At 36.5% G+C, this 20194-nt stretch carries 19 protein-coding genes, 1 tRNA gene and 1 riboswitch; of the genes, 15 read left to right on the forward strand and 5 right to left on the reverse strand.

The features are described from left to right. The first annotated feature begins 32 nt into the window (after window positions 1-32). From IEU81_RS09100 to IEU81_RS09110, 3 genes are read left to right on the forward strand one after another with little or no spacing between them, the layout of a single operon-like run. The gene (locus tag IEU81_RS09100; protein ID WP_186089270.1) at window positions 33-1946 is read left to right on the forward strand and encodes a hypothetical protein; all 1914 of its coding nucleotides are present in this window, start codon (window positions 33-35) and stop codon (window positions 1944-1946) included. Next, complete coding sequence (locus IEU81_RS09105) at window positions 1936-2787, forward strand: hypothetical protein (RefSeq protein ID WP_186089268.1); 852 nt, start codon at window positions 1936-1938, stop codon at window positions 2785-2787. Before IEU81_RS09100 ends, IEU81_RS09105 begins: the two co-directional genes overlap by 11 nt. After that, a complete protein-coding gene (locus tag IEU81_RS09110; RefSeq protein ID WP_186089266.1) occupies window positions 2777-3517 on the forward strand; it encodes a hypothetical protein in 741 nt (246 codons plus the stop codon). Before IEU81_RS09105 ends, IEU81_RS09110 begins: the two co-directional genes overlap by 11 nt. Window positions 3518-3547: 30 nt before the next feature. On the opposite strand, the gene IEU81_RS09115 is transcribed toward IEU81_RS09110, so the two are convergent. Then, on the reverse strand, window positions 3548-5407 hold the full coding sequence (locus IEU81_RS09115; RefSeq protein ID WP_186089264.1) for a DUF262 domain-containing protein: 1860 nt from the start codon (window positions 5405-5407) through the stop codon (window positions 3548-3550). Window positions 5408-5636: 229 nt separating this feature from the next. Here IEU81_RS09115 and IEU81_RS09120 point away from each other — a divergent pair, with 229 nt between their 5' ends. The 3 genes from IEU81_RS09120 (at window position 5637) to IEU81_RS09130 (ending at window position 9477) form a co-directional block, all read left to right on the forward strand. After that, a complete protein-coding gene (locus IEU81_RS09120; RefSeq protein WP_186089262.1) occupies window positions 5637-7031 on the forward strand; it encodes a YfcC family protein in 1395 nt (464 codons plus the stop codon). 20 nt (window positions 7032-7051) lie between these two features. After that, the gene (locus IEU81_RS09125; protein ID WP_186089260.1) at window positions 7052-8179 is read left to right on the forward strand and encodes a M20 family metallopeptidase; all 1128 of its coding nucleotides are present in this window, start codon (window positions 7052-7054) and stop codon (window positions 8177-8179) included. Between the two features lie 122 nt (window positions 8180-8301). After that, window positions 8302-9477 (forward strand): benzoate/H(+) symporter BenE family transporter, encoded by a 1176-nt coding sequence (locus IEU81_RS09130; RefSeq protein ID WP_186089258.1) that lies wholly within the window; start codon window positions 8302-8304, stop codon window positions 9475-9477. A gap of 45 nt (window positions 9478-9522) precedes the next feature. On the opposite strand, the gene IEU81_RS09135 is transcribed toward IEU81_RS09130, so the two are convergent. Next, on the reverse strand, window positions 9523-10410 hold the full coding sequence (locus IEU81_RS09135; RefSeq protein WP_186089256.1) for a diacylglycerol/lipid kinase family protein: 888 nt from the start codon (window positions 10408-10410) through the stop codon (window positions 9523-9525). A 117-nt stretch (window positions 10411-10527) separates the two neighbouring features. Here IEU81_RS09135 and IEU81_RS09140 point away from each other — a divergent pair. Beyond that, window positions 10528-10598, forward strand: a tRNA-Thr gene (locus IEU81_RS09140). A 22-nt stretch (window positions 10599-10620) separates the two neighbouring features. After that, window positions 10621-10914: a hypothetical protein gene (locus IEU81_RS09145; RefSeq protein WP_186089254.1), complete on the forward strand. Its 294-nt coding sequence runs from the start codon at window positions 10621-10623 to the stop codon at window positions 10912-10914. A 334-nt stretch (window positions 10915-11248) separates the two neighbouring features. Here IEU81_RS09145 and IEU81_RS09150 read toward each other — a convergent pair whose 3' ends face one another. Then, the gene (locus IEU81_RS09150; protein WP_186089252.1) at window positions 11249-11938 is read right to left on the reverse strand and encodes a YsnF/AvaK domain-containing protein; all 690 of its coding nucleotides are present in this window, start codon (window positions 11936-11938) and stop codon (window positions 11249-11251) included. A gap of 116 nt (window positions 11939-12054) precedes the next feature. Between IEU81_RS09150 and IEU81_RS09155 the strand changes: the two genes are divergently transcribed. From IEU81_RS09155 to IEU81_RS09170, 4 genes are all read left to right on the forward strand, one after another. Continuing rightward, window positions 12055-12828 (forward strand): serine hydrolase, encoded by a 774-nt coding sequence (locus IEU81_RS09155; protein WP_186089250.1) that lies wholly within the window; start codon window positions 12055-12057, stop codon window positions 12826-12828. A gap of 24 nt (window positions 12829-12852) precedes the next feature. Further along, a complete protein-coding gene (locus tag IEU81_RS09160; RefSeq protein ID WP_188352526.1) occupies window positions 12853-13374 on the forward strand; it encodes a hypothetical protein in 522 nt (173 codons plus the stop codon). A 210-nt stretch (window positions 13375-13584) separates the two neighbouring features. Next, window positions 13585-13681, forward strand: a riboswitch (TPP riboswitch). A gap of 83 nt (window positions 13682-13764) precedes the next feature. Next, the gene (gene tenA, locus IEU81_RS09165) at window positions 13765-14445 is read left to right on the forward strand and encodes a thiaminase II (RefSeq protein WP_186089246.1); all 681 of its coding nucleotides are present in this window, start codon (window positions 13765-13767) and stop codon (window positions 14443-14445) included. A 141-nt stretch (window positions 14446-14586) separates the two neighbouring features. Further along, complete coding sequence (locus tag IEU81_RS09170) at window positions 14587-14784, forward strand: hypothetical protein (RefSeq protein WP_092599382.1); 198 nt, start codon at window positions 14587-14589, stop codon at window positions 14782-14784. Between the two features lie 83 nt (window positions 14785-14867). On the opposite strand, the gene IEU81_RS09175 is transcribed toward IEU81_RS09170, so the two are convergent. Next, window positions 14868-15287 (reverse strand): RidA family protein, encoded by a 420-nt coding sequence (locus IEU81_RS09175; protein ID WP_092599385.1) that lies wholly within the window; start codon window positions 15285-15287, stop codon window positions 14868-14870. After that, the gene (locus IEU81_RS09180; RefSeq protein WP_186089244.1) at window positions 15277-16497 is read right to left on the reverse strand and encodes a pyridoxal phosphate-dependent aminotransferase; all 1221 of its coding nucleotides are present in this window, start codon (window positions 16495-16497) and stop codon (window positions 15277-15279) included. The genes IEU81_RS09175 and IEU81_RS09180 overlap by 11 nt, the downstream gene beginning before the upstream one ends. Before the next feature lie 121 nt (window positions 16498-16618). Here IEU81_RS09180 and IEU81_RS09185 point away from each other — a divergent pair, with 121 nt between their 5' ends. From IEU81_RS09185 to IEU81_RS09195, 3 genes are all read left to right on the forward strand, one after another. Continuing rightward, window positions 16619-17521 carry a LysR family transcriptional regulator gene (locus IEU81_RS09185; protein WP_186089242.1) on the forward strand — a complete coding sequence of 301 codons (903 nt, stop codon included), beginning with the start codon at window positions 16619-16621 and terminating at the stop codon, window positions 17519-17521. A gap of 108 nt (window positions 17522-17629) precedes the next feature. After that, a complete protein-coding gene (locus IEU81_RS09190; protein ID WP_186089240.1) occupies window positions 17630-18880 on the forward strand; it encodes a dicarboxylate/amino acid:cation symporter in 1251 nt (416 codons plus the stop codon). 14 nt (window positions 18881-18894) lie between these two features. Further along, entirely contained in the window at window positions 18895-20169 is a 1275-nt protein-coding gene (locus IEU81_RS09195; protein WP_186089238.1) for an aminotransferase class V-fold PLP-dependent enzyme, read from the forward strand. Window positions 20170-20194: the final 25 nt, after the last annotated feature.

The following is a 20194-nucleotide window of genomic DNA, read 5'->3' on the forward strand; positions in this document are numbered from 1 at the left end:
AAAAAATTAACTTAATAATTGGAGGAGCATAAGTGAATATGAATGACTTTCAATTTGCAAAGATTGAATATATTGAAAATACGACATTTGATGGATCATTGGATTCTTTTTATGAAAAAGGTATAGAAGGAACAATTAGAGAGAATATACAAAACTCTATAGATGCGAAGCTTGAAACTGAAAACAAAGTAAAAGTCAGGATTGTCTTAGGAAAGGTTGAAAGATCAGAATTACCGGGCATTAATGAAGTATTTCAGCATATAGATTCAATGGAAGGTAAAAATGAATATACGATTGAGAAGATAAATTATATGCAAGGAAGAAAAGAAGAGAACTCGATTAATGTTTTAACAATAGAAGATTTAAATACAAAAGGATTGTCAGGAGCTAAAAATGGTCAATCTGGTAGATCAGAAGATACATTTGGTTCCTATGCTTATAGAAAAGGATTTCATAATAAAAATGAAAATGCTGAAACCGAAATATCTCGTGGGGGTTCTCATGGTATTGGGAAAATTTCAAATAATGCGGTGTCAGATATCAACTTAATGTATTTTTCAAACTGTGATGAATTTGGAGAAAAGCACGTAGGCGGAAGTATTCATTTAATAGAACATAATCACGATAATCAAGATTATAGAGCCACAGGATATTTTTCAAAAAAAGATGCATATAATAATCGCTTATACCCATTTGAAAATGTAGGGTATAGTAAAATTTTTAACAAAGATACAAGGGGTCTAAAAATAATAATTCCCTATTTGCGTAAGGAATTTACAAATTTTCAAGAGATAGTAAAAGCTGTATGTGATAATTTTTTCGTTGCTATACTAAATGAAAATATAGAAATTGAAATTATTGATAAAATTCAAGACAAAAATATATATATTGATAAAAAAAGCTTATTAGAAATTGTGGAAGATAGAAATTATTATGAAAATTATAAACCGAGTATCAAAAAAATATTTACACCATTATATGTACAAACATTTCAAGAAGTAATCGAACCTACGAAGATAAAAGTAGATTCACTTAACGAAACCTACGAATTTGATTTATATTTTAAATATGATGAAGAATTGCCAGTTGGTCGAGTGGGGATAGTGAGATCTATGGGTATGAAAATTGTGGATTATAAAGTTGATAGATATATTAGACGCCCATACAATGCGGTTCTCATTGGTGGTCCTAAAGAAGATGGGTTCCTTAAGACAATGGAAAATGAATCTCATACCCAGCTATCAGCAGATAATATAAAAAATACTAACAGTAAGAAAAATGCTAAGAAATTTTTAAGCAATTTGACTAAGAAAATGCAAAAAATTATTGATGACTCTATTACAAGAAACAGTGTGGATAGTGGTGAACTTGATACTAGCCATATACTCTCAGAACTTGATTCCACATTTAGTAAAAATTTATCTAAATCTACAGAAAAAGTACAAGTGGATTCTAAGACTTCTCTTTTAAAGAAGAAAAATAAAGAGAGACGAGAAACAAGAAAGGAAAAAGAATATTCGATACAAACAAAGAAAACACAAAATAGAACACCTAGGAAGTTAAAACCAAGCGAGAAAGAAGAACAAGGATATGAAGCAATGATATTACCAAACTCTTCTGTAGAACGTATTTCTTTATCAGATAGGGAAATTATAAAACTGGATTTTAATAATATAGAGGGTTCTACTAATTGGTCAGAATGTGATATTACTTTTGTAGTTGTTGACGGAATGGGTCAAGAGCATCAACAAGAAGCTCGCCTAACTGATAGCTTTGAATCAATAACAAATCCAACGGGTAGTAAACACTATGATTTTAATGATTATAAAATAAAAAATGTGGAGATAGAAAACAATCTTTCGGTAATAAATTTAAATAAAAATGGAGATGTCAAAGATTCCTTGAAGTATTTATATAAAGTTGAGGTGGAAAGTCATGATATATAAAAAAGGTGCCTCATTTCCTCACCCAGTGTACTACGAGGACACATCAAGCTATCGAGATTGTGTTTTTGATTTTGATATTCAGAGCGTAAGTGAAGACAGGACACATTATATTTTTACATTTGAATATGAACTACAATCACAATTCCTTAAAGAATTATTGGCGAATAACGAAGTGAATTTAAATATAATTATTCAATCAAATGATAACTTTTTTTCTAAAATACATTTTCAAGATAAGATAATTAAAATACCTAAAAATCGGTTAAGCCTAAATAAGAAAACGTTGGTACAGTTACAATTACAAAGTAGAAAGGATATCTACTTTGCGAAAAATCATGAATTGACCACTTTTTATAATGAATATAAAGAGGATACAATTGTCCCTAAGAACTCACTATTAGGATTTTCAAATACTGTTAGATACGATGGGGAAGGTAATAAACCTCTGCTTCTTTTCGAGTATGAAACCGATCCAACTTTAAAAAGTGAATTTAAAGTTGATTTAAGACCAGAAACAATAGTTTTGATCTTTAAAGATGACAAGTATTTGATGAAAGAATTCAATAAAAATTTAGTTAATATGTATGTTTATGCAGGGCTAAGCCAAGCGCTAACTCTGTTCATTAATAAATATGGAAAAGAAGAAGAGTACGTTGTGTTGGAAAACTTATCAATATCTTATGATGATGTATTGGATCAAAAACTTTATGATTTGTTAGAAAGCAAACAAGTAATTGATGTGAGTTTAGAAGAAATTGATGAGGTTATTTACTTAATTACAGACAATATAGTTGGAAAATATGTTGAAGCGATTAGAGAGGTAAGTAATTATGAATATTAAACTTCTAGCGGATGGATATAAGAATAATCATTATTTATTTGAAGACTTCAAAAATAATCAAATTAATTTGGATGAAAGTTATTTTTCAGAGCAAAATATTTATATAGAAAATGCTCCGGATTTCCCTATATATATGGGGAAAGGGAAAGAGTCATATAAACGTGAAGAGTTTATAAAAGCAGTTAAAATAATTAAAGATCATTATATTGATACTCCTAGAGATATTCATTTGAATGGAAAGTTTTGGCATTCCTTATTAATAACATCAAAGAGAGATTATTTATTAAATAAGTACCCACAAATTGAGAATGCAAAAGAATTTTATAATATTGTGTTGAAAAAATTTGATTGGGAAAATTATATATATAAATGTGTATTGGCTGCAGAATATATTTCAGATGCAGGTTTAGAGGAAGAAAAAGAAGAAGAGTATATAAATTTAATTTATAATAATTTAGATGTATTTAATTACATTATTAAATATGAAATTTTCCGTAACTCCAAGTTTTTGATAAATTTATTAGATATTATTAAAGAGGAAAATTACAGTTCTATATTCAAAAAAAAGATTTTGAATCGGCCAGATCTTGGAGATGATGAAAGATATGGACGTAGAGTTATATTTGAATTGAATAAAAAATACCCAGTAGTTTTATCGCCTTTTATGGATAAAGATGATCTTAAAGAACAGGTAAAAAAAGCACTATCAATTTATTACAGTGAAGAGTAAAAGAAGCCTCAGTAAAGTCTGAGGCTTCTTTTATATTTTCTGTATTAATATATCAGCAAGGAAATGAGAAATTTCGGCAGATCGTTTATCAATCATCGACTTAGTGAAAAATTGTTGCTTACTAGTCAACTTAGGAGTGCTTATACTTTTGTTAATTTGATTAATCAATTTCGTATCTTTTCCATTACTGACACTAGTAGAAAGTTGTGTACTTAGTTTTTTAGTTAGGAAGAAGTCAACTTCCTTGTAATGCGGACTTTTTTCAGAGAATGGTTTATTGCCTAAAGATGAGTTATCTGTTGTATATATTAATGATAGGTTACCAATTCGATTAAGATATTGCTCGAATTCCTCTTCATCCTTGAACCCCATAACGGAGTAATCATACACTGTAAGTTTTCTTGACATAATATGTTCAATAGAGAATCGCTTACCTGTTTGTGGAGTGATCGCATCCATTCTATTGCAGTAATAACCTTCCAAAAATCTATAAATAGTAGTAGTTTTTTTACTTACTGTACCGTTTTTATTTTCTAATCTTCTTGCAGGTAAAGAATCTCTTATATCTGCTGCATATTTAGCGACTTCTTTGTTAATAAAAGATACCAACTTGTCTATATTAGGATCATTTTTATATTGTTGGATCATTTTCGGGATAAAGGCCTCAATTTGATTGGCTTGAGTAAAGCTGAATAGGATTGAAGCTACAAATCTTGTAGTAGCATCGAGTATTTTCCACTTATCTTCATTATCTACAAAATAGAAAGGCATCAGCATAGCTTTAGATTGTTCATTACCTAATATGTCATAAAGGATTGTCATTTCTTTATGACTATCTCTTAAGTAACTACCAAATTCTTTCATAGATAGTCTCGAATAAACTTCTGATACTTTATTTACATTTTTAGCAAAATCAATTAGATCTTTAGATGAAAGCTGATCATGTTTTTTCTTAAAGTATTCAAAGAGATCATTCTTTCTAACATTCTCACCTTCAAAAGCTAGAATATAGCTACTTAAAAAGCTAGAGGATGATAGTTTACTACGTCTTTTATCTTTAGTCATTGGGTACTCTAAGTTTTCACTGAATTTACTCCAATGCTGCAAGAATTCTTTCTTTTGAGTATTGTTTTTATCGTTCTTAGTAATTATTTTTAGAAACATATTTTTAATAAGGTCTAACGGTTCTAATGAACGACCTCTATCATTCAATACTTCAAACAACTGGAATGCCTTACTTTCATTTGGAGCGGTTGTCATAATTAAAAAGACGTTCTCTGTTAAATAGTTTATGAACCGAATCATTTTTTCTTCAGACATCTCTTCACTGTCAAAATATTCAGTAACGTAATCGTAAATTGATTGGATATTTTTATCGGTTTCTTTATCAGGGATATAATCAGATTCCAAGTCATCTTCCATAAGACGACGATAATAATCACCAAATGATAGGGAAGAGTCGTGGCTGATTTTTAATCCCTTATAATCTCCTAAATCACTTGTTAGACTATATCCTTTGGATAAGTTTGAGCTATAACTCCTCCATTTTTCTTGATATTTAGCAGAAGAATCATCAGCTTTATTTTTGGCATAGGCTTGCAATGCTTTAAAAATTATCGTTAAAGTAGTGAGCCGTTGCTGTCCATCGATTACCTCATAGTTTTTACCTTGACCAATTAGTACAATGTTTCCTAAAAGATATCCAGACAATTCGTCAGTTTCCTGTTCGAAATTGCGGGAATCTTCATCGAAGTCATTTATTAAATCTTTAATTTCGTTTTCTGACCATACAAAATCTCTTTGGAAATCAGGTATACTGAATACAGTATTACCGCTTAGTAATAATTCTGATACTGATTTATTGAGAGATGCTATTTTAGCATTTTCCATCATAACGCCTCCAAGTCCTTATATATCAATATATATTAAGAAACCGAACTTTTAAAGATCTTAAGTACTAAATTTTATTGGCAGGTTATTTTTTTTACTACTAAGCATGAATAAAGACTCTAGATATTAATTCTATAATTATTGTAAAATTCAAATTTATTATAATTAGATGTAGATTATTATGCTAATATTGCTTTGCAAGATACTTTTATAAATGGAGGGGAATACGATGGGGGAGAAAAAGAAAAAAAGATTTGCAGTACCTGATGCTTTTGTTATTATCTTTGGTATTTTAATTATTGCATCTATCGCTACTTATTTAGTACCGTCAGGAGAGTTTGAACGGGAGGATGTTGATGGTCGTTCAATAGTAGTAGAAGGTACATATCAAGGGGCAGAGCAAAGTCCAGTCGGTATTATGGATATTTTCTTAGCGATTCAAAATGGCTTAATTGAAAGCTCGGATCTAATTTTTATGGTATTGATTGTCGGTGGTGTTGTAGCGATTTTAGAACATACTGGTGCAATTAACTCAGGGATCAATGCATTGATTGATAAGGCAAATGGTAAAAAATATCCCTTAGTTATTTTATTTATAATTATTTTTGCATTTATGGATATGGCGGGAATTAGTGGTAACGCGATTATTGCATTTATTCCTATAGGAATAATTCTCGCTAAAGGACTGAAGCTAGACCCGTTAGTTGGGGTGGCTATGGTTTATCTGGGACAATATGTAGGTGTTGCAACTGGGACATTCGATCCAGTGATTACAGGACTCGCTCAGAATATCTCAGAATTACCTTTATTTTCAGGAGCTTGGCTAAGGTTTATTGCATTTGTTATCTTGCTCATTGTAACAATCGTTTATATTTGTCTCTATGTTAAGAGAATTAGTAACGATCCTAATAAAAAGATGGCGGAATTTGAAGTAGATGAGGAGCTTGAAGATACTCAAAATAAAATTGGGAAATTCACAGGGATACATAAAATTATTTTATTAGTATTCTTTGGGTTTATGGGGATTTTTCTGTATGGAGTATTCCAGCTTGAGTGGAATGTAAATGAATTAGCTGCAATATTCCTGCTAGCTGCAATTGTAATCGCAGCTATTGCTCGAATTAATCCAAATGAATTTGTAAAAGTATTTATAAAGGGTGCTCAGGGGCTAGTATATGGAGCACTAGTAATTGGTCTAGCAAGATCTATAGTATTAGTTCTAGAAGAAGGGGCAGTACTAGATACAATTGTTAATTATGCATTCGAACCTTTGAATGTTTTACCACCAATGCTTGGTGCAATTACGCTATTTTTCTTCAACTTATTTTTTAATTTAATCATTACATCTGGTACTGGACAAGCAGCAATTGTCATGCCATTCATTGTTCCTTTAGTAGATATGCTTGAAATAACAAGGCAGACAGGTGTTATTGCGTTTAAGCTAGGTGATGGTATCACAAACATTATTACACCTACATCAGGGGTGCTTATGGCGGTACTCGCTGTAGGTAAAGTTTCGTATGTCAGTTGGTTCAAATTTGTTTTACCATTAGTTTTAATTTGGACGGTAGTAGGTGTCTTAATCGTTGCAACAGCTGTGTTAGTAAATTATGGACCATTCTAATGAAGAGGATATGACTTAAAATGGATAAAGTATTAGATTATATGGAAGAAAATAAGCAAGATATTATTAAAGATATTAGATATTTAGTTGAAAGAGATTCACCGTCAAATGATGTAGATTTGGTTGACTTATGTGCCGATCGAATACAGAAGTTATTTGTAAGATATTTTGGTTATTCAGCAGACGTAATAAAAAATAGTGATTATGGAGATCATTTACGTTTTGAATATGGAGAAGGTGAACGAACGATTCTTATTTTGTCTCATTTTGATACAGTATGGGATGAAGGAGATTTAAAACTAAAAATTGATGGGGATAAATTATACGGTCCTGGTATTCTTGATATGAAGGGTGGTCTAGTACAAGCTATTTGGTCAATTAAAGCTATAAAGGACCTTTCTTTAGAAATGCATAAAAAGATAGTATTTTTATGTACTAGTGATGAAGAGATCGGAAGCCCATCCTCAAAATCTTTAATTGAATCCGAAGCTAATAACAGTGACTATGTGTTAGTAACGGAACCACCTGTTGCAGAAACTGGTGCGTTAAAAACAGGTAGGAAGGGTTCCTCAAGATATTTCGTGGAAGTGAAAGGAAAAAAAGCACATTCTGGTAATAATCATGAAGATGGTATAAATGCAATAAAGGAAGCTGCTAGACAAATCGTATATTTAGAATCACTCACGGATTATAAGATTGGTACTACGATTAATGTGGGATCTATTAAGGGTGGAGGTAAACTTAATGTTGTTCCGGACTTTGCGAAATTCGGTGTGAATGTCCGTGTCAGTACTAAAAAAGAACAGAAACGTATAGATCAATTAATTAAGAATTTATCTCCTTATGAAAATGGAATAAAATTGAAAGTCAGCGGTGGGATTAATCGGCCACCTATGAATAAAAGTGAAGCAACTGAGGAACTATTTGAAATAGCACAAGATGTAGCTGCAGATCTAGATCTCGGCGAGCTTGAACAGGCTTATGTTGGTGGAGGCAGTGATGGAAACTTTACAGCGAGTTTAGGAATACCAACGTTAGATGGGCTGGGGGCAGTCGGTGAAGGGATTCATGCTAAAAATGAGCATATATTAGCGAGTGAAATACCGAATAGAAGTGCATTGCTCTGTAGATTACTGACTGTATTATAAAATTGATTAAGAAAACTCTGAGGAATATTATCTCCTCAGAGTTTTTATAGTATTCCCCACTCACATACTATTATCTAGTGGTATCATCAATATATTACATATATAGTAACGGAGATTTTTATATGAACAACATTCGTAACAGAAGCTTCATTAACGATTTAAACACACAAAATATTTCCGCCGGTCTCATCACCGGGACACTCGGTATCGTCGGTGCCCCGATCATCGTCATTGAAGCGGCTACAGCGGGTGGTTTTTCTCATATCGAGACCATCTCCTGGTTTTACGCTGTACAGTTCTTCGGCGCGCTTTTCGGATTAATTATGGCATTGTACTACCGCATGCCCATAGTCGGTGCGCATTCCATCACCGGCGTCGCATTTTTAGTCACCGTCACACCGCATTTCACGTATTCCGAACTGGTCGGCGGTTTTATTATCACCGCCATTATCATTACGCTTTTCGGAGTTTCCGGCATTTTTAAGAAAGTCATGAGCTGGATTCCCCGCGAGATTATTTCAGCCATGCTCGCCGGTATTATTACCAGCTATGTCGTCGGCCTGATTCCCGCAGCACAGGATCTTCCGATTGTTGGAATCAGCGCAATTTCCGTCTTTTTTATTTTAACTAAATGGGATTTAAGAATCCCGCCAATGCTCGGTTCTGTTTTAACGAGCGTCATTGTCTTTTTCATTTTTTATGATTTTGACATGTCCGCATTAGGAACAGATTTTGTTATGCCGATCGTGCATATGCCCGATTTCTCACTGCAGGGTGCGATTTCTATTTCCATTCCTTTGGCATTGATGATTTTAAGCAATGATGCCACACCGGCTGTGGGTGCGCTCAATCGCGGCGGCTACAATGTTCCAACGAACAATATTTTAACAGTCAGCGGAATCTTATCGATTTTTACCAGCTTCTTCGGCGGTCAGTCTGCCAACGTGGCAGGAATGATGACAACGATCGCTTCGGATGAGGAGTCTGGTGAAACGGATAAACGTTACGTGGCTTCCATTATATCGAGTATTATTATGCTGATTTTCGGGCTGTTTGCCTGGGCACTGGTGCCTTTAATGTTTGAATTGCCAGAAGCATTAATGGCTATGCTAGCTGGTTTCGTCTTAATCGGTGTATTTGCTTCTACGATGAGAACGAGTTTCTCAAGTTCAAAAAATACGATGGCAGTTGTTTTTACATTTATTATTTCCGTATCGGGAATTTCAATATTCTACGTCAGTGCGCCGGTATGGGCACTGTTAATCGGAACGATATTGGCAAAAGTGGTTAGGAAATAAGAAAATACCGGAGTGTGAAGGTTTCATTCACATGTCCGGTATTTTTTATTCTTCTGTTTTATGCTGTACCAGTGTGATCCCGTCTTTTACTACAGAAATTTTCACATCTTCATAGTCGTTAATATCTCCGTCGATATTCATATCTTCTAAATCATTCGACCGAATTTCAATCTGTTCAGCCGTGAGGTATGTCACTTTCGGATGGTCGGTAATGTCTCCTTTGAAGGCTTTTAAAATAAGCGGTAACAGTTCTTTGAATTTTACTGGTGCCACATTTAATATGTGCAGGAGGCCGTCATTCGATTTCGCTTCCGGTATCAGTTTTTCTACACTGCCGACCGATGATATTTTAGAAACTACTGTAAATACAGAGTCTATTTCCATTTCGACTTGGTCGACCTTCATATTCAGCCGGTAGGTTTTTAAACTGATGATTGTTCGAATGCCGCGGATGAGATAGGCTGCGCGACCCAGCTTATTTTTTACGGAACTTTTTACTTTGGCGAATGATGTCATGAAGTTGCCGAAAGCAACTAAGTAGCCGGCATAGTTTTCATTAAGTTGAATGGTGTCGACTGTTTTAGCAGATGTTGTATCCAATGTTTTCGCAGCGCTCACCGGATTCAGCGGGATATCATTCGCTCTTGCAAAGTCGTTCACTGTTCCTGCAGGGATGACTGCTGCCGGAGTTTTTATATTTTCACTGACGAGTATGCTGATCAGTTCGCTGACAGTGCCGTCTCCGCCAGCTACCACAAATAAATCAGTATCCGGTTCATGTTTCATTACTATGTGTTTAAAGCCGGTCGGCTTCGTATATTTAATGACCGTTTCATAGTCTTGGGATTTTAAATTGCGGATCAGTGCCGCTTCAAGTTCTGCTTTTTGTCCCATGCCGGCAGTCCGGTTTATAATTGCCAAAGCTTTTTTCATCGTCCGTCCTCCGTTCTTTGGTGCATGTATGTATACTATTATACCGCAACATTACCACTTGTTGGGGCTGGATAAAACACGGAGAATATACTATAGTAATAGCTGATGCTAATACATGCCGGCATAGTTTAATGGCAGAACGCAGCCATGGTAAGGCTGAAATGCGAGTTCGATTCTCGCTGCCGGCTTAGTTTAAGGAGAATGCTCAACATGATTACGATAGGCGCCGTGCTCCTAATTGTTTTAACTTATGCACTGGTAACAGCAGTGAATTTCTTTAAAGATACAGAACTGAGTAAAGAAGCGAAAGAAAAAATACTGGACAAGTCTTTTAGAGCAGCTTTTATTACAGTCATTGCAGGCTGGATTGTCTTTGAAATGCTGATGGTTATGCGAATCGATCCATCATTTGAAATATACCGTTTGGTCATGCTCGGTCTTGTGATTATTTCATTTATCGTCTTCGGTTTGAACTTAAGAGTTCAGAATCATCGCCCGGACTAAGTATTAATCTTTTTTAATATTCATTCAGGATGCTATGATAAGGAAGACTTTAAATAGAAAGATGCAGGTATTTATATGAAGAATATGATTATTAGACTGATTAGACAGACGATGAGTGACCCGGTTAAAAGAGAAAAAGTGATTAATGCGGTGAAACCGTACATTTCCAAATATACAAATAAGAAAAAATAAGATAAAGGGCTAAGACAATAGCTCATAAAATGTTATCAATTTTGCACAAGACAAAGAAATCCGTACGTTAGACTCCTGATACACGAGGAAAGCTGACGTACGGATTTTTTTATTATGGATATATTTATGTCCCAATTCCTTTTTACTTGTCTAAGTCTTCGTTTTTTACTTCGCTTACTCTAATATCTTCACGTCTGACTGTGCCGGAGACATGCTCTGTTTTTTCAATGACTTCTTTTCTGACGATAATTTCTTCCGTGACGACCTGCTCTTTAATAATCCTGATACGTTCTTTAGTAATCGGGATGCGAATCACATTAAGATCGTCCTCGCCGTCCTCAGTCTGGTTGTATGTTTCAAACAGCGGTTCGCCTTCTACCGGACGGCGTTCGACTGTGACATTATCCATATTCACAGGAACGTCAAATTCTTCAATTTCTGATTCTGCATATTTTTCTACGACGACTTCACCCTTATTGACGGAATCTTTATTCACAGAGAGCCGTTCTTTACGGAGTTTAATCGTTTCTTCGTCAGCTGCAGCAGGTGCTGATGTATCATTTTCAATATATAAGAGCAGTTCACCCTTATTTAATGCATCGGTATACTGACCGGCTTTTTCGTCAGAGACAGCGATATATCTGCTGAAAATGTCGGCGATATCACGCCCGCCGGCCATCTCTTCTTCAACGCTGGGATAGTCTCTTAAAAAACCTTCAACGCCGCGGTTTGACACCACAATTAATTTGTTTTCCGGCACGCCGCTGTCGATATGGTGCTGCAGCCTTTCTTGTAAATGCCGTTCATCTTCAATGATTTCAATATGTCCCACTATGCCAAACCTCCATATAAATTAGTAATTAAAGTTATATTCCCCGTTAAGACTAAGTGCAAACGGCACATGACTTATGATAATGTTTAGTTAAACAAAGCCAAGGGGATGACTTTATGTTTATAGATGAAATCAAGGCGCTGGTCGAGCGTCAGCCGACCAGTGATATTTCTTACAAAATACAATTTGAAGATCAGGTATACGTCCATAATGAGCATGTTGTATATCCATCAGCCAGTACGATAAAAGTGCCAATCAGCATTATCAATCTGCAGCAGCATTTTCATAATTATGAAGATACCTTACTGACTGTCGGTAAGAAAGTCGGCGGCTGTGGTGTCCTTCATACATTACAGGATGTTAAACGTCTGACTTTATGGGATACCATTGTGCTGTCAACGATCGTCTCGGATAATACTGCAGCCAATATGCTGATTGATAACATGGGCATTGACCGCATTAATGAAGGGTTTACGGCACTCGGTCTGCACGACACGACATTGGCGCGCAATTACTATGACACTGCCGGCATTAAAGACGGCAAGCGAAATGCAACATCTGCTGCAGATATGTTTACTTCCATGCAGTACGTAATTAAAGAAAACGATGTGCTAGAAGAAAACGTTAGAAAGAACTTTTACGATGTGATGAAAAAACAGCAGATCAACGACAGAGTCGGCGGCTGTTTTAATATCGATGAAGATGATGATGCAGAGTTTATCGCGTCGAAAACGGGTTCAGTGACTGCACTGGAACATGAATTCGGTATCATTCAGCAAAACGGCAAACAATTAATTTTCTCGATTTTTTCAAATCATTGGCCATCTAACCAGGAAGGTAAGTATTTCCTGAATGATATGGGTAAAATTTTTAAGAAATACATGAATTAAACTAAAGGACTACAGGAGGCAATGATGACAACACTTACTTTGCAGGAAGCTATTTTTACAGTCAGTAATCTCCGCACACAGTTAAATAAAGAATATACGAAGTTTGATACAGAATATCGTGTGCCGATTGCTGTGAATAATGAGAGTGTCGTTAAGGCGGATAAAAAAGAAGATGTGAAAGCGTCACTAAACAAAATAGAAACGGTTAAACAGGATATTATCGCTTTAAAAGCAGCCATTCATGTTAAAAATACGACGGGCACGATTAATATCGACGGGCAGGAGGCGACGGCATCTGAAGTGCTGGAATCCTTAAAACTGGAGCGGGATATCGTTAATAATCTGCAGAACAATACGTCCTTCGGTTACAGCAGAGAACGTATTAAAACAGTGTCCGGTGTCGGTATTGTTGAAGAGGGGATTATTAACGAAGCAGAAGTGCTTCAGTACATTGAAGAGATGGAAGTGACAGTACACCGGAAATCGATGCTGATTGATAAGTTCAACAGTACTGAAACCGTAGAAGTGACGCTTCAGTCACTGTAATAATTTTTGGCAGAAATCAGATCATTCCTTATTTGAGAAATTAATGGATTACCATTTACGGCTTACTCATCTATTACGTTTTAAGAATTCGGATACTGGATACGATACACACATTGTGCTGATCATCTGATTTCGACGGGGGCTTTGCCTCAAAAACTTCCGGACGGAAAGTCTTGCCTTTAAGACCGTCCATCATGTTTAAAATAAAATATAAACGGCTGGGGGCGCACTTTAAGTGCTGAGAGATCATATCGACCCTTTGAACCTGTAGGTTAGTACCTGCGCAGGGAAGTCTGTGTCGATATATGTGCCTGTATATTCATATGACCCGGACCCTCAAAAGGTTCGGGTTTTTATCGTCTTCAGCTGTAAAAAAAGGAGAACAGTTAAATGAAATTTACTGACAGGTTGTGGCGCAGTGTTGAGGATATTTGGAATGGTTATCTCGAGCATCCTTTTGTGGACGGTTTAGGGGCGGGGACGCTCGATGAAGAGAAATTTCAGCATTGGCTGAAACAGGATTATGTCTACTTAATGGAGTATTCAAGATTGATGGCCATCGGTGCAGATAAGGCGCCGGATTTAAAGACCATGCAGATGTTTTCGGAGCTGCTGCACGGGACGCTTCACGGTGAGATGGCGCTGCACAGAGCGTATGCAGCTGAGTTCGGAATTTCTGAAGCGGTGTTATTAGAGACGAGGCCTTCTGCGGTCAATACGGCTTATACGAGCTACATGCTGAATCATGCTTCGCGGGGCGACGCGGCAGCGGTTGCGGCGTGTCTTCTAGCTTGTGCCTGGAGTTATAATTTTATCGGCAATCATTTAGTCAAAAAGTATCCAAACCAGGAAAACAATCCGTATAAGCAATGGGTAGATACGTATTCAGGTGAAGATTTTACCGAACTGAACGGGACGGCGATGACATTATTAAACGAGCTGGCTGAAGGTAAACCGGAGCGGGAACTCGAGGCGCTTGAGGAGATTGTTGTGACAACCAGTCTGTATGAATATATGTTTTGGGACATGTGCGAGAAGAAAGAAGCGTGGCCGGTTCAAGCTAAGTTATAGATGGTTATCAGTTTTAATAAGTTTTCGAAATTGTTAAGGCTTGGTAAATTAGGTATAAGCATGTTTTACTCTGGGGTATTGTAGATTTAACATCAAGAATCAGTCTGGAATATAATCTACTTTAAGGAGCTGGAATTCATAATGAAGAAACTTTTAACAGTTGGATCATTAGTTGGAGTATTAGCATTAGCTGCATGCGGCGGAGGCACTGAAGAAGAGAGCACAGAGGAAACTGGCACTGAAGAGTCAGGAACTGAAAGCACAGAGACTGAAGACAGCACAGAGACTGAAACAGATACAGAAACTGAAGATACTGAATCAGACGACGAAGGCGCATAAGCCTATTAAGCAATTGAAATTAGAGTATGTATAGAAAAAGGACGTTTGAATCGAGCTTTCGATTTAAACGTCCTTTTTCTATGCTATTTTATTTTTGCAATTAACGATATTTCGAGCGGAGCATTGCCTGGCAATGACGACACACCCACTGCAGCTCTTGAACCGGTAATGCCGGTACCAAAAGTTTCTGCAAGATAGCCGGAAGCAAAGTCAGCAATTTGTGAATGTGCTGTAAAGTCTTCTGATGAATTGACGTAAACGGTCATCATGATCATTTGTTCGATGGACTCATTATCCTCGAGCTGTTCTTGAATGACCTGAACGGCATTTTTAACAGCCTGCTGGGTAATCTGTTCGTATTCCGTTAAATCTGTTTCACTATTCAGCTTGCCTGTTTTAATCAGTTTTCCATTTATTTTCGGTGTAATGCCTGACGTGTACACTCTATTGCCATCGCGTGTGGCCAGCTTATAATTACCGTTTGGAATCACATTATTTTTCATTTTTATAATACCCCGCTACTTTAATAATTCGTTTTACAGCATCGACTGCTTTTTCTTTATCTTGTGAGAAGTTTAATCTGATGCAGTCGGTGAACTGCGGACCAAACTGGGTTCCCGGTGTGACGGTCACTTTCGCTTGTTTTTTTAATACTTTAACAAAATCATCGCAGTGGATAGACAGATTATTTATTTTAGGGAAGATATAGCTGCCCGCTTCAGTTGTTCTTACTTCAAAACCGGCACCCTTAAACAAGGCAGTCAGCGTATCTCTAATATCCTGGTGTGCCTGAATACGACCGCGCATCCAGCCTTCGGGTTCACTGAACCAGTTTTTTAGCACGATTTGACTGTAGCCGCTCGCTCTCAGTGAGACAATCGCCTGAAGCTGCTCCATTCTATTAATAATTTCTTTCGAACCGTAGGCCGTCCCCAGTCTGAAGCCGCTGAGAGATTCGGTCTTAGACGGACCGATAATCGTAACAATATTTTCTTTCGGTACGATATCTAGACTTGCGAGATGGGTATATTTTCTATCATCAAACAGCTGACGGGAGTATAATTCATCGACGATAACATTCACGCCGTATTGCTTAACCAGCTGGGCAATTTTAGTAATCTCATCTTCGCTGTACACGACGCCGCTCGGATTATTCGGATTAGAGAAGATAAAAGTTTTCACACCCGCTTTAAAACTGTCTTCCAGTGTTTCGAGATTAATGCCTGCTTCATTCTGATGATTTAAATAATCGAGTTCAATCGGGTAAAGTTCCCCTTGAAAAAAGTGAACGAGTTTTCTGTTGGCATAGTAATCCGGTTCGACAATGGCAACCTTACCACCGCGCGTCACAGTGGCACCGACAGCGAGGAAGAGTGCCCCTTGGGTTCCGGGTGTAATGATAATTTCTTCGAATGGGTCAATCGCTGTGTGAGAGTAATTAGAAAGTTTTTCAGCGACATCCTTTAAAATATCTTCACGGCCGCGGTAAACCGTATAAGCCTGCGAACCGCCGACTTCTTCAAAGCCGTAAACAAAATTATCAAGTGCACCGGGGACGGGTTTAAAAGCATCGACATCACCGTGGGAAAAATCGACAGGATCTCCGGTGAGTATTTCGCCCTTGAATTCAATATCATCGACATTTATACGTTTTTCCTGACCGGGGGCTAAATCAGCATTCAGTTTATTAAAAAGATTTTCAACTTCAGACATCAGATACACTCCTTCATTGCATTTATATGTGATTAAGTTTAGATTAGCATCAAAGCTCATATAATGTAAAATACGTTATTATGAAATTAATTATTAATAAATACGGTATTTGGAGGGTGCTATGAATACATCAGAAATTGAAGCTTTTCTTGCTGTTGTCAGGTCTGGGAATATATCGAAAGCCTCAAAACAATTATTTATATCTCAATCGACAATCAGCCAAAGAATTAAAAGTCTGGAAACAAAACTGGAAGTTAGACTGATCGAACGGTCAAAGGGTGTGACCTCTATTAAATTAAGTCATGATGGAGAAACATTTTATAAAATCGCGCTGCAGTGGGAACAGCTGATGACGGATTCAAAAATGCTGAAGCAAAAACAATATGATAAGAATGTTTCAATTGCAGGGGTCGACAGCATTAATAATTTTGTCTTAACAACTATTTTCCGCAAGCTGGTGAGCGATCACGACTCGGTCAGTTATTTTATAAGAACCCATCAATCAGATGAAATCTATTCACTGGTCGAGGACAACGTTGTCGACATTGGTTTTATTCTTCAAGAAAGAGTTTCGGAAACGGTAATTAAAGAAGAATTTTTCAGAGAAGAACTAGTGCTGGTAATTAACAGGGCATCGTCAGCCGATGTGACTTTGGATTCTCTCGATGCGTCAAAGGAATTGTACATCAACTGGGGACACGTCTTTCAGCAGTGGCATGAGCAACACTTCGGCTATGCAGGCACTTTAGGAGTAGAAGTCCATACAGGTATACTGATCAATGAATTTTTAAAATCGCCTGACTATTGGGCCATTGTACCGGTATCTATGGCTAAAGCATTTTCAAAAGAAAGAAGTTTGCAGATTATTAAATTTAAAAAAGATAAACCGATTCGTATCTGTTATTTAATTTACGAAAAAGATAATAATAATTTTAAGGATACATATCACAGTATTTTAGAAAATAAAGAAATGATGGCAGAACACCTCCAACTGGATGAATCGGAAGTTACTGGTGAGTTGTAATTAAATACCGTATTTTATCGTAATTATTATTAAAAATACGTATTTTACAATATTATAAAAGCTTGATATCGTCGTTTGTGTAAGGGTTTTCAAAAAAGGGGGATGCTTGTGAAGTATTGGTTTAAGTTGCCGCTGTATACGCAAATTGCGATTGGTGCCATTATTGGTGTTATTCTTGGATTTATATTGGGAGAAAACGCCAAGTATATTGCACCGATAGGTGATGCATTTCTTCAGTTTCTTAAGATGCTAATTATACCGCTTGTTATTACAACAATTTTATCCGGCATTTTGAAAATGAATGATATCAAATCTTTCGGTAAAGTTGGCGGAGGTTTTTTATTCTATCTGCTTATTACAAGTCTGCTTGCAACTGCGATAGGTTTTATAGTTGCTTTAATAATACAGCCGGGTAAGGGTAACACGAGCTTTTTAGATCATGGTGAAGCAGTAGAGACGGAAGAATTCAGTTTCTTAGATCATTTTTTAAATATGATTCCTGCAAATATATTCGAGTCACTGACGAATATGGATATGCTGCCAATTATTATCTTTACAATAATTGTGGGTCTGATTATTTTAAGTATTGGTAAAGAAAAAAGTGGGACAGTTATTAAGTTTATAGAAGAATCGGCAAATATTATGATAAAAATGACTGAGTTTGTTATACAGTTGGCCCCATACGGTATTTTGGCATTGATGACAAATTTAGTTGGTACTTTTGGATCGAATATGTTGAGTGCAGTAGCTTCATTTATTTTAGCGGATTATCTAGCAATGGCTTTAGTATTTTTACTAGTCTATCCATTGATTTTAAAGTTTATTGCAAAAGTAAATCCATTTCAATTTTATAAAAATATTTATCCATCGATATTATTTGCCTTCACAACTTCAACGAGTTCAGCGACGATTCCTGTTTCTTTAAGGGTAATGAAAAGAAATGTAGGAGTGTCCGAAAAGACATCGGGCTTCACAGTACCTTTTGGTGCAACAGCTAACATGGACGGTATGGCAGTCGCACTTGGTGTAATCAGTGTGTTCGCCACAAATTTATATAATATAGAACTAACAATTGGTTTATTTTTACAAATCATATTCTTAGGATTAATACTAAGTTTAGGTGCAGCAGGCGTTCGAGGCGCTGGTATCATCTTCTCTATGATTTTACTTGAAACCCTGGGGCTACCATTAGAATTAGTTCCTGTTTTGGCAGCAGTTTGGCCAATTATTGACATGGGGCATACTACAGTCAATGTGACGGGGGATCTAACAGGTACCACTGTTGTAGCAAGAAAAACAGGAGATTTTGATGAAACAGTATTTTATCAAAAAAATAATAATATAGACATTAATAAATAGGAGGATGGAACATTATGACTGAGAGAAATAAAGAGTTTTTTCCTGATGAGCTGCAAAATAAACTGAGAGACCAATTTTACTATTTAGATACAGATTTAAATGGAGATAAGAGACTATTCTTTGAAAATGCTGGGGGTGCACTGCGTCTGAAGTCTGCGGTAGAAAAATATACGGAAGTATCGATCATTCCGGACTCTCCTGTCAGAAATTATGATATTGCACAGATTATTAATCAATATATTACTGACGGCAAGGGGGATATCCGCCAGCTGTTGAATGCCACAGGCGGGGAAGTGGCGATATCATTAACTGCGTCTAAAATAATTTTTGAAATGATTACTGCAGCTGCAATTTATTTACCAAAAGGGAATGTTGTTGCGACTTCAATTGATCATCCTTCATCATTTGATGCCTGTCAGTTTTCTTCAGAGCAGTATGGCCATGAGCTGCGTGTTGCTAAAGCAGATGCTGCAACGGGCAGCATATTTCTGGAGGAGTTACTGTCGCACATCGATGAAGAAACAAGGGTAGTGTCATTAATTTTAACTTCTAATATTACTGGAGCAATGCATGATTTGGAAACTTATACGAAAGCCATACACGATAAAAACAGTGAAACGATTATTATCGTCGATGCTGTCCAGGGTGCACCGCATGAGTTAATTGATTTAAGCAAGTGTTATGTCGATGGGATTAATCTGGCTCCTTATAAAATGTTTGGTCTTAGAGGGACTGGTTTTGCTTGGATGTCGGAACGGCTGGCGGCTGTGCCGCATCATCGCTTGCTGGCTACTGACGAAACGAATTGGGATTTGGGGAGTGCGACACCAGCTCTATATGCTTCATTTTCTCAAGTCGTCAATTATATTTGCAGTATTGGTCAATATTTTATTGGCGAAGCTGAAAGAAGAACGTTGATAGAAGAAGGTATGACGAGGATTCAGCTGCAGGAGCAGGCAATTTTAAACAGATTGCTGAACGGAACGGATTCAATTGAAGGGACTAAAAAACTGAAGAACGTAACCATTCATTTTGAAGCAGCTAACGGCGTTAAACAGGATCTTATTTTGGCAATGACTTTCAGCAATATTTCAAACAGCAGAGCAGTTGAAATTTATAAGGAGAATAACATCCAGGTATTTGCCAGAGAATCTGACAGCCACTACTCTAAACGTATATTGGAAGCGGTAGGACTTGAATCGCTGGTCAGGGTTTCTCCTGTCCATGTTCATAATGCCGCAGATGTGGATGAATTTTTAAGAGTAACAAAATTAATTAATGAAATGTAAATGAACAAACGGTTGATTTTGGGGA

Source organism: Jeotgalicoccus aerolatus, from assembly GCF_014635205.1.
Lineage (GTDB): Bacteria > Bacillota > Bacilli > Staphylococcales > Salinicoccaceae > Jeotgalicoccus > Jeotgalicoccus aerolatus.

Bases quoted from the DNA above. Each gene is read 5' to 3' on its own strand.
- IEU81_RS09105 (WP_186089268.1), top strand. From the start codon at position 1,936: ATGATATATAAAAAAGGTGCCTCATTTCCTCACCCAGTGTACTACGAG.
- IEU81_RS09110 (WP_186089266.1), top strand. From the start codon at position 2,777: ATGAATATTAAACTTCTAGCGGATGGATATAAGAATAATCATTATTTA.
- IEU81_RS09115 (WP_186089264.1), bottom strand. From the start codon at position 5,407: ATGGAAAATGCTAAAATAGCATCTCTCAATAAATCAGTATCAGAATTA.
- IEU81_RS09120 (WP_186089262.1), top strand. From the start codon at position 5,637: ATGGGGGAGAAAAAGAAAAAAAGATTTGCAGTACCTGATGCTTTTGTT.
- IEU81_RS09125 (WP_186089260.1), top strand. From the start codon at position 7,052: ATGGATAAAGTATTAGATTATATGGAAGAAAATAAGCAAGATATTATT.
- IEU81_RS09130 (WP_186089258.1), top strand. From the start codon at position 8,302: ATGAACAACATTCGTAACAGAAGCTTCATTAACGATTTAAACACACAA.
- IEU81_RS09135 (WP_186089256.1), bottom strand. From the start codon at position 10,410: ATGAAAAAAGCTTTGGCAATTATAAACCGGACTGCCGGCATGGGACAA.
- IEU81_RS09145 (WP_186089254.1), top strand. From the start codon at position 10,621: ATGATTACGATAGGCGCCGTGCTCCTAATTGTTTTAACTTATGCACTG.
- IEU81_RS09155 (WP_186089250.1), top strand. From the start codon at position 12,055: ATGTTTATAGATGAAATCAAGGCGCTGGTCGAGCGTCAGCCGACCAGT.
- IEU81_RS09160 (WP_188352526.1), top strand. From the start codon at position 12,853: ATGACAACACTTACTTTGCAGGAAGCTATTTTTACAGTCAGTAATCTC.
- tenA (WP_186089246.1), top strand. From the start codon at position 13,765: ATGAAATTTACTGACAGGTTGTGGCGCAGTGTTGAGGATATTTGGAAT.
- IEU81_RS09170 (WP_092599382.1), top strand. From the start codon at position 14,587: ATGAAGAAACTTTTAACAGTTGGATCATTAGTTGGAGTATTAGCATTA.
- IEU81_RS09175 (WP_092599385.1), bottom strand. From the start codon at position 15,287: ATGAAAAATAATGTGATTCCAAACGGTAATTATAAGCTGGCCACACGC.
- IEU81_RS09180 (WP_186089244.1), bottom strand. From the start codon at position 16,497: ATGTCTGAAGTTGAAAATCTTTTTAATAAACTGAATGCTGATTTAGCC.
- IEU81_RS09185 (WP_186089242.1), top strand. From the start codon at position 16,619: ATGAATACATCAGAAATTGAAGCTTTTCTTGCTGTTGTCAGGTCTGGG.
- IEU81_RS09195 (WP_186089238.1), top strand. From the start codon at position 18,895: ATGACTGAGAGAAATAAAGAGTTTTTTCCTGATGAGCTGCAAAATAAA.